This is a genomic window from Alistipes sp. ZOR0009 (assembly GCF_000798815.1).
GTDB lineage: Bacteria > Bacteroidota > Bacteroidia > Bacteroidales > ZOR0009 > Acetobacteroides.
Genome location: NZ_JTLD01000111.1, coordinates 1 through 7,201, shown reverse-complemented (window position 1 = coordinate 7,201; position 7,201 = coordinate 1). Strand labels below are relative to the sequence as shown.

At 35.3% G+C, this 7,201-nt stretch carries 5 protein-coding genes; all 5 read left to right on the top strand.

The window, feature by feature from the left end; all coding sequences use genetic code 11:
- The first annotated feature begins 241 nt into the window (after positions 1-241).
- A complete protein-coding gene (locus L990_RS17160) occupies positions 242-700 on the top strand; it encodes an SRPBCC family protein (RefSeq protein ID WP_047451989.1) in 459 nt (152 codons plus the stop codon).
- Between the two features lie 652 nt (positions 701-1,352).
- Positions 1,353-1,733, top strand: a complete 381-nt coding sequence (locus tag L990_RS17155) for a hypothetical protein (RefSeq protein ID WP_052181118.1) — start codon at positions 1,353-1,355, stop codon at positions 1,731-1,733.
- Positions 1,730-2,869, top strand: a complete 1,140-nt coding sequence (locus tag L990_RS19490; protein ID WP_052181117.1) for a DUF6575 domain-containing protein — start codon at positions 1,730-1,732, stop codon at positions 2,867-2,869. Before L990_RS17155 ends, L990_RS19490 begins: the two co-directional genes overlap by 4 nt.
- Before the next feature lie 172 nt (positions 2,870-3,041).
- Positions 3,042-5,183 carry an ATP-dependent nuclease gene (locus L990_RS17145; protein WP_047451986.1) on the top strand — a complete coding sequence of 714 codons (2,142 nt, stop codon included), beginning with the start codon at positions 3,042-3,044 and terminating at the stop codon, positions 5,181-5,183.
- 3 nt (positions 5,184-5,186) lie between these two features.
- Positions 5,187-6,995, top strand: coding sequence for a UvrD-helicase domain-containing protein (locus tag L990_RS17140; RefSeq protein ID WP_047451984.1), 1,809 nt, complete (start codon positions 5,187-5,189; stop codon positions 6,993-6,995).
- Positions 6,996-7,201: the final 206 nt, after the last annotated feature.

Sequence of the window (7,201 nt, the reverse complement as noted above, 5' to 3'; positions counted from 1 at the left end):
CGCAGCCTGCGAGTTAAGCCTCGACAGGATTTTCTTTGCTTCGTTTCTTTTTTCCTAAAAAGAAATGAAGAGGAAGTAATAATTTGCAAGAACTCCCCCCTTCTACCACCATCCAAATTAAACGCAAACCACCCGTAAGCGAGAACTTTTTGTTCCGCCAGCCGTTAGATAATGCAAAACCGCTGCTTTGGATCTCGGGAAGTAGCAACCCGAAGGAGTAGCATCAACAAAAAATAGGCTTATGAAAAAGTTACAGTTCGCAACGAGCATTAACGCCCCCGTTACCAAGGTTTATGACTTTATGCTGGGCATCAGCAGCAAGGCAACCTACGAGCAGTGGACTTCCCTGTTTAACCCCACATCAACCTACGAGGGTAGCTGGGACAAGGGGAGCAAAATTCTATTCATTGGAGTGGATGATAAAGGCGAAAAGGGTGGTATGGTTTCTAGGATAGCTGAAAATATTCCCAACCAGCTTGTTTCCATTCGGCACTATGGCCTTCTAAGCGCTGATAGGGAAATTACGGAGGGGCCAGAGGTGGAAAAATGGGCAAACGGAGCCGAAAGCTACACCTTCGAAGAAAAAGATGGCGCTACAACCGTTACGGTTAACTTAGACACCCCCGAAGACTTTTTAGATTACATGAACCAAACCTACCCCAAGGCGCTCGATAAGCTCAAGGAGCTTTGTGAAAGCTAACCATTCCAAGAAAATTGCAAAATAGAAGGTGGTAGCCACCCCCTGCAGCAGCACCTGCAAGAGTTTGGCAGCTCGGTGGCTACGTAAAACGCTGTACTTTGCATTTAGCGTAGTGGTGGCAGGTGGTTTTGTGCTTCCAATAGCCACCTCTTCCCTCCACTACCCCATACAAGACAGTAAAGTAGCCAGCTAAAGCCTACAGCACCTCCGCCAGCTCTGAAAAAAGGAATGGTAGACTACCTAATGGCTATATTCCACCTCTTCTTTTATGTAGCTTAAAAGAAAACCGCTCGCAAACGGCAATTTTTTATACTGCCAGCCGTAAATATCCCCACATCTCTCCTATTTTCTTAATTCTCTTCCGCTTTTTTTCTGCCTACGGAGCATAACGAAAGTTAATAAATATTATATTGCCTACCTATTTATAACGTAACGCCTAAAGTAAGCATTGTTCTATAAAATACCTCGTTTACACCCTGTTTGGGGAGGTTGTTTTCGTTTTAAATACTGCTTATGGGAAATAGTAGGAAACAAAACTTCCCCTGCCTGTCATAAAGCGGCTCGTAAAGCGAAAATAATCGCGGCTAGCTGCGACTACTGAGGTGTTGTGTACCATATTAAGACGTGACCCTGCAAAAAAAAATAGATTGAAATGAAAGATTGGTTTGAAGAATTACCAGAATATTGTCCGCCAAAGGAAGCGAATGTTCCTCAAGGGATGACTGTGTATAGATTTTCTTCATCTGAAGTTCCAAGTGATAATGATTTTATATCTCAAAGATTACTAAACCCGGATAGAGTTTTTAATGGAGTTAGTGAGTGCATTGCGAGGTCACTTTCGGTTTATGATGATTTAGAAGCTTGTAATAATATTTTAAAACTCCCAAGCCATAGAAAAAGATTTAAATCTATTTTGGAGGTGAATCTGAATGATAATGATGGTTTAGTAATGAAAACATTCAAAGACCCAAATCATTATTCTTGGTGGAGAAGTAATTCTTTTAACTTTAAAACAGCAAATAAAGTACAATGAACAAACAACTTCACATATTGCAAATCTTAGTATATTACGATATACCTGAGATTTTTATTGCAACGGACGAAGTTGGAACAAAATATCTTTGCTTATTGGTTGATGTTGATAATGAATCAATATTGTATGTATCAACCGCAATTTCAGCGAAGAGATTAACTGAATTTATTAATGGTCGAGTTGACTTAAGAGATGTATTTGTTACTCCTGAAACAAATCAAATTTATTCGTTTGACAAGATTTCGGACAATATTGAAGCAAGTTTGTTTGACGGAGTAAAATTGCCTGAAGAATATTTACCTGAAGTTGGGTTTAAGTATGAAAAGCCTCTCGAAGAAAATAAACTGATATTAAACGAAGCTTTAGAAAAGAACAATGCGATAGTTCATCTTGCAGTTTCGGATAGCAATGATAATTACAGCATTGATGCTGATGACTTTGGAGATATAGTTAAGTTATATCAAGTAATTATTGAAAATAGTTATAAAAAAGAGATTGCGAGACAAAATATTAAAAATAAAAAGCCATATTATATTCCACAGAATTATAAACTCCGTGCATTTGCATCATCATATAGTTCATTCAATCTACACATGTATTCAACATCCCAAGTTGATTTGTTTGGCAATTCTATAATTGAGTTGGGATTATCGAAATTTGAGGAAATTATACGTGATTTTGATAGTAATGATGAATATATTGAATCCCTTAGGACAGTAAAAGGACATACAATTAGTAGTTTTAAAAAACTTATTAAAAAGTTGATTGATTGCGATATAAAAATTAAACATAAATGGTATTCTCTTGGACAAGAAAACGTTCACTTTTCAACAATAAATAAAACCAAAGCTCAAAAAATATATGACATTTTAACATTAACTGAGGAATTGGCTGAGGAAAGGAAGGAATTCGAAGGGTATTTTGTACAGGTTGATGTCGAAAAGGGAACTTGGAGAATCTATAACATTGAAGATGAAAAGGAATATAGTGGTGAAGTTCAAGATGATTTATTACAAGGGGTAACTGTTAAGACTGAAATATATAAAATAGACTGTCTGGAAATAGTTGAAGAATTGAAAGTAGCAGAAAAGGAAAAAGTGAAATATATCTTGACTAATATTGAAAGGAAACAATAAAATACGGTACACAACACGGTATATTTAAAATGGGTGAGACTGTGCTAAACTCAAGGGCAGTATCCCGCTTTAAATAGTAGCGGATTGATAAGTTTGAAGCCCACAATCGCCTACATTTGCATATACCCATCCGTTAAATGTAATCCAAAGTAAATCAAAAATAATTAATTAGATGTACATATCTAAAGTAAGCCTCGTTAATTACCGAAATTTTGCAAATGCAAACTTTCAATTCAACAAAGGAATTAACACCATTATAGGTGAGAATGGCTCTGGTAAAACGAACGTGTTTAATGCAATCCGGCTTCTCTTAGAAGACGTTTCTTTGGCATACGCTTATAAACTCAAAGAAAGCGACTTTAATAGAACTTTAGAAAAAGGTAAGTGGAAAGGACATTGGATTATCATCAGCATAGAATTTGACGATTTAAGTAATGAAGAAGCCATTCAATCCTTATTTATTCATGGAGTCGGTATAGCAGAAGAAGATTTTGTAAAAAAAGCTACTTACAATCTTTATTTTCGACCAAAGGCAGATATCAGACAAAGGCTTGCTGAATTGAATGAAGGTGACACGGAAGGTTTACAAGCCATACTTGACACTATAACGATTCAGGATAACTATGAAACTGTCTTTACAGGAAAGAGCACCGCTGACTTTAACAATCCAGAAGTATATAAAGAACTTGTAGGAGATTTTGATAATGTCATATTTCCATCCGTAATTGACGCTTCAAAATTTGGCGCAAAAATTCCGCATCAATTATCAATATCAAAGGAAATCTCATTTACTTTCGTTCAGGCATTGAGAGATGTTATGAGCGATTTTCATAATAACAGAACTAATCCTTTGCTTACACTATTGAGAAATAAATGCGGAGAAATAAGAGAGGAAGATTATCAGCCTATTAGTGATTTGGTTTTAAAACTTAATGAACGTATTGAAGATTTACCTGATGTACAAGAAATAAGGTCTGACATTAAATCAACCATACAAGATGCGGTAGGACTTACTTATTCTCCATCTTCTTTATCAATAAGATCAAGCGTGCCGAGCGAAGCGGAAAAACTGTTACAATCTTTAAAATTATTTATTGGCGAACCAGGAGAAGACTACGAAGGCGGTATCCACGAATTGAGTTTAGGTGGAGCTAATCTTATTTTTTTAACCCTAAAATTATTGGAATTTAAGTATAGAAAGTCAAAAGACTCATTTGCAAATTTCCTAATCATTGAAGAACCTGAAGCGCATATCCATAATCATATTCAAAAGACATTATTTGATAAACTAGATTATGGTGATACACAGATCATTTACTCCACACATTCAACACAGATTTCTGAAGTTAGCAATGTTGAGAATATCAACATACTCGCTAAAAAACTAAACTATGCTGAAGTTTACCAACCGGCAACAGGTTTATCGCCAGAAAGTGTAAATCAAATACAGCGTTATTTAGATGCTGTAAGAACAAATCTACTATTTGCAAAGGGAGTAATATTAGTCGAAGGCGATGCAGAAGAAATATTGATACCTATTATGGTAAAGAAAGTATTTGGCGTAAGCCTTGATGAATTAGGGATTAGCCTTATAAATATTAGAAGTACAGGTTTCGAGAATGTTGCTCAGCTTTTTCATGATACACGAATAAAAAGAAAATGTGCGATCCTGACAGATTTAGATGATGCGATTTGCGATACAACGATAAAAGAAACTGATAGCGAACCGGACAAAAAGTATAAAAACAAAATAGCAGGTTCTAAGCGAAAGGGTTTAGAACGTAAAGCAAAACTTGACGACTTTGAAGCAAGCAACAATTGGATAAAAGCATTTTATGCCAAACATACATTTGAAGTTGATTTTATTACTGAGGGTAATGAAAGGGAAGTAAAAAAAATTATCAAGCAAGTATATACAGATCAGGATACTATTGATCAGGCTAAATCAGATATTGCGAATGACAGTGTAGAAGTTTACGGAAAGCGTGTCTTGACAATGGCTAAGCAGGAAGGCAAAGGTTGGTTTGCTATTATGTTGGGGAAACATATTTCTTACAAAACTGAAATTCCGACGTATATAGTTGATGCAATCCTTTTTACTAAGGAAACATATTCAGCAAATATTGTTGCAGATATTATTGAGTACAGAATGAATAAACATTTTGAAGATAATAACACCTTAGATTTTAACTTATGCCGTAAAAATCTAAAGAAATATAGAACAGAAGAAGCAACCTTAGATGATCTTGCTTTTTATTTAGATCTGGTAATACCTGGAGACCAAATCTTAACTTTAATAGATAAACTGAAGTAGAAAATGTTTATTTGGGAAAAAGGCAGTCTAAATGAAGAGCAGGAAGCAGCGATCTTAGAAGATAATAGTGTGTTATTAATTGCATGTCCGGGTAGTGGCAAAACCAGAACCCTGACATACAAGATTGCATACGAATTGGGGAGGCTAAATTCCAATAAAGAATTTGTTATTGCCATTACCTACACAAACAATGCTGCCGACGAAATCAAAGAGCGGGTTGAATTATTAGGAGTAGATACGACTCAACTATGGATTGGAACTATTCACGGATTCTGTATGGAGTGGATATTAAAACCTTACCATCTCTATTCTGATAGATTGAAAAACGGTTTTAAAATTTGCAATTCTTTTGATAGCGAAAAACTACTAACCACCATATGCAAAAAATATTCAAACCCCAAAGTTACCTTTTATGATTTTCAATATTATGCTACTACAAATGGAACCTATAAGTTTACTTCAAAAAGCTGTAATCAGAATGAGCATATAAAAGCTATTTTAAAGGAATACTTCGGGTTATTAAAAGACAATAATCAACTGGACTTTGAGCAGATACTCTTCTATGCTTATGAGTTATTGAAAACAAAACCAATTATTAGCAAAATACTTTGCAAACTGTTCCCATTTATCTTAATTGACGAATATCAAGACACAAAAGATATACAGTACCAAATCATTTCAAAAATTCTTTCTGCAAATAGGGGGTGCTCAAAAACCTTAATTGTTGGTGATCCCAATCAGTCAATTTATCATTCGTTAGGAGGTTTTCCAATGCCTAAAAATGATTTAGAGAAATTATTCGGATTTGATTTGGTACAGTTGAGTTTAGATAAAAATTATAGGTCATCAGAAGCTATCATTAAATATTTTGACTATTTCAAAACGTTTACAACACCAATCATTGCTTTTGGAGATAATAAGAACTATAAAAGTATGATTACCTATAACTCAACCATTTCATTGGATAATTTGATTGATGAAATAGCAAAACTAATTTTATTCAACGTACATGAAGCGGGAATAAATCCAAATCAGATTTGTATAGCAGCGCCACAATGGGTACACATTGCAAGTATTACCAGAAAATTAATGATTAGACTACCTGATTTTAGTTTCGACGGTCCGGGTATGGCCCCTTTCTCAAGAGACATTGATAATTTCTGGTTTAAAGTATCAAGGATAATTTTAACTGAACCATCTCCCTATATGTATGTTCGACGTTTACGTTGGAGCAAAGAAGTTCTGCACGAACTCGAAGCAGCAGGTGTAGATGTATCTAATATCTCAAATAAAGAGTTCTTAAATATATGCAACGCTATTAAAGTGAACGAGAATGATGGCCTAACATATTTATGCTTATTTTTTGAACAGATTTGCAAAAGGTTAAAAATCAATATTAACCATTTCCCTTTATTAGAAGAGCATCAAACTTCTTTTTTTGCGAGTTCTGAAAGCAGAATACAAAAATTGATAGACGAAGGTAATCCTTTCATTGGAGAGATAGAGAACTTTAGAAAAGTCTTTAGGCAAAAAGATGGAATAACAGTTTCAACTATTCACGGTGTGAAAGGAGAAGAATATGACACTGTTATAGGTTTTGCCTTGCTTAATGATTATATTCCTCATTTCAACGATAATAACGGATATGAAAACTCAAAAAAATTGCTTTATGTTTTAGCATCCCGAGCAAGGAAGAATTTGCATTTGATTTCAGAAAAATATAGACAGGTTCATTCTCGTTACGCTCCAGAAGGGAAAAGTCCGACTCCACATTTACTTGAATATAATTACGACTACACAGAAAAGTATTAAAACTAATGCTATAATTCACAAATGAAGGTTTATAGGAGGAGAATTTAATCAAAGCGTCGTGATTGAAAGGTGCAGCTCCTCGGCTTGGAGTGCTCGCGCCGCCCGAAAAGGGTTAGCGGAGCCCCAGCAGCCCCACAGCGCAAGTAAAATAGCCTACAGGGGCCTACAGGCAGCTTTAGCCCATAAAAAAGCTCAGCTTTTCGATT